Source organism: Kitasatospora sp. NPDC048722, from assembly GCF_040650235.1.
Taxonomy (GTDB): domain Bacteria; phylum Actinomycetota; class Actinomycetes; order Streptomycetales; family Streptomycetaceae; genus Kitasatospora.
In genome coordinates this window covers 1-2655 of record NZ_JBEZGX010000155.1, presented here as the reverse complement: position 1 = coordinate 2655, position 2655 = coordinate 1, and the positions used below count along the sequence as shown (strand labels likewise).

General features: G+C 72.2%; 1 protein-coding gene. It reads left to right on the top strand.

Annotated features, from left to right (window positions below; genetic code table 11):
- Positions 1 to 491: 491 nt before the first annotated feature.
- A complete protein-coding gene (locus tag AB0C76_RS41205) occupies positions 492 to 2495 on the top strand; it encodes a glycoside hydrolase family 6 protein (RefSeq protein ID WP_359975881.1) in 2004 nt (667 codons plus the stop codon).
- Positions 2496 to 2655 lie beyond the last annotated feature (160 nt).

Here is a 2655-nt window from a genome sequence, read left to right as displayed (position 1 = left end):
CGGCCGCCGCCGCGGTGGGCACGGTGAGGGAGCCACCCGCCGCGGCGATCAGGGCGAGTGCGGTGGCCGTCGCGGTGACGGTGAGCCGGTTGCCCCTGGAACGCAGGGGTTTGCTTCGCATGCGCGTCCTCCAGATGGGTGGGGTACCGCCGCGCGGAAGGGAGATGCGCGGCGGACGGAGGTGTGGCGTCATGGTGGGGTGGTGTGCCCGGCTTGGGAAGCGCCCGCAGGGCTCGACGGAGCCGTCCGCCCGGCCTGCCGGGGCGGGAGCAAGGCGGCGACCAGCGCGGAACGGGGCCCCGGGGCCGCCGGGTCGCCCGGCTCGACGGCGTGTAAGTTACAGCGACTTGTGGGAGCGCTCCCGCGACTATTGACGGCGTTTCTCGGTCCCTGGCTTGATGTGGAGAGGATCGCCGTGGCCCCGAGTGGGCGCGTTCCCACCCGATTTCAGCGATCCCGTCAGGATCCCACCCATTCGAAAGGACCCGGACGTGCCCCATCCCGTCCTGCGTCGCCTGCGCACGGCAGCGGCCGCCACGCTGCTCGGCGCCACCGGCCTGCTGCCGAGCATCGGAGCCGCCGCCTCCGCGCACGCCACCCCCGCGTACGCCGCCGCCGTCCACGTCGCCAACCCGTTCGCCGGTGCGACCGGCTACCTCAACCCCGACTTCGCAGCCGAGGTCAAGGCCCAGGCCTCCGCCGACGGCGGCACCCTCGGCGCCCTCGAATCCCAGGTCGCCGCCAACCCCACCGCCGTCTGGATGGACCACATCGGCGCGATCGCCGGCGACGCCACCCACCTCGGCCTCCAGGCCCACCTGGACCACGCGCTCGCCCAGCAGCAGGGCGCCACACCGGTCGTCTTCCAGGTCGTCATCTACGACCTGCCGGGGCGGGACTGCGCCGCCATCGCCTCCAACGGCGAACTCCCGGCCACGGCGGCCGGGTTGACCACGTACGAGACGCAGTACATCGATCCGATCGCGGCCGTCCTGGCCAACCCGAAGTACGCCGGCGTCCGGATCGCGGCCATCATCGAGCCGGACTCCCTGCCCAACGCCGTGACCAACCAGTCCAAGCCGGCCTGTGCCACCGCCACCCCGTACTACGAATCGGGCATCGAGTACGCGCTCAACAAGCTGCACGCGATCCCCAACGTGTACGACTACCTGGACATCGGCCACGCGGGCTGGCTCGGCTGGTCCACCAACATGGTCCCGGCGGGCCGGGAGTACGCCAAGATCGCCCAGGCCACCGGCGCCGGGTTCGCCAGCGTCGACGGCTTCGTGAGCGACACCGCCAACACCACCCCGCTCACCGAGCCGTTCCTGCCCGACCCCGACCTGACGGTCGGCGGGCAGCCGCTCAAGTCGGCCAACTTCTACCAGTACAACCCCGCGTTCGACGAGTACCACTACGACACCGCGATGTACTCCACCCTGGTGTCCAACGGGTTCCCGAGCAGCATCGGCATGCTGGTCGACACCTCGCGCAACGGCTGGGGCGGCTCCGCCCGGCCCACCGCGCTCAACTCCGCCCCCACCACGGTGGAGGCGTACGTCGCGGCCAACAAGGTCGACCAGAAGCCCTTCCGCGGCGACTGGTGCAACATCAACGGCGCCGGTATCGGCGCACGGCCGCAGTCGCAGCCGTACGGCGCGGGCAACCCGATCATCGCGTTCCTCTGGGTCAAGCCGCCGGGCGAGTCGGACGGCGACTACCCGGACGCCTCCCACCCCCACGGCGACCCGCACTGCGACCCGAACGGCACCCAGACCGACGGGAACGGCAACACCTACCCCACCGACTCCATCCCCGGTGCCAACATCCCGGCCGGACAGTGGTTCCCCGCCCAGTTCCGTCAGCTGGTGCAGAACGCCTACCCGGCGTTCGGCAACTCCGGCGGCAACACCGGCCCGACCGCGCCGAGCGGTCTGACCGTCACCGGCACCACCAGCAGCAGCGTGTCGCTCGGCTGGACGGCGTCCACGGATCCGGCCGGCGTGACGGGCTACTCGGTGTACCGGAACGGCACCAAGGTCGCGACCGTGACCGGCACGGGCTACACCGACACCGGCCTCTCCCCCGCCACCGCCTACCAGTACACCGTCACCGCGCAGGACGCGGCCGGGAACGTCTCTCCCGCCTCCGCCGCGGTGACCGCCACCACGGCGACGTCGGGCGGTGGTGGCAGCGGCTGCTCCGCCACCTATGCGGTCGCCAATGACTGGGGCACCGGCTTCACGGCCAGTGTGAGCGTTACCAACACGGGCACCTCTGCGACCAAGTCCTGGACTGTCAAGTGGAGTTGGGGAGGCAACCAGCAGCTGACCAACAGCTGGAACGCCTCCGCCGCCCAGAGTGGCACCGCGGTGACGGCCGCCAGCCAGGCCTACAACGGCGCGCTGGCGCCGAACGCCACCACCAGCTTCGGCTTCCAGGCGACGTACTCGGGCGGCAACACCGCCCCGTCCCTGACCTGCACCGCGAGCTGACCTCCCCCGGCCGGGGCCGCGCCGGCGGCCCCGGCCCCCACCCCCGAGGAGCTCGGCATGCCCCGGACATCCCCTCGCACCACCGCCGCCTTGGCGGCCGCCACCGCCGCGTGCGCCGCACTGGCAGTGCTCCCCCTCACCGCGACGGCCGCCCCCACCA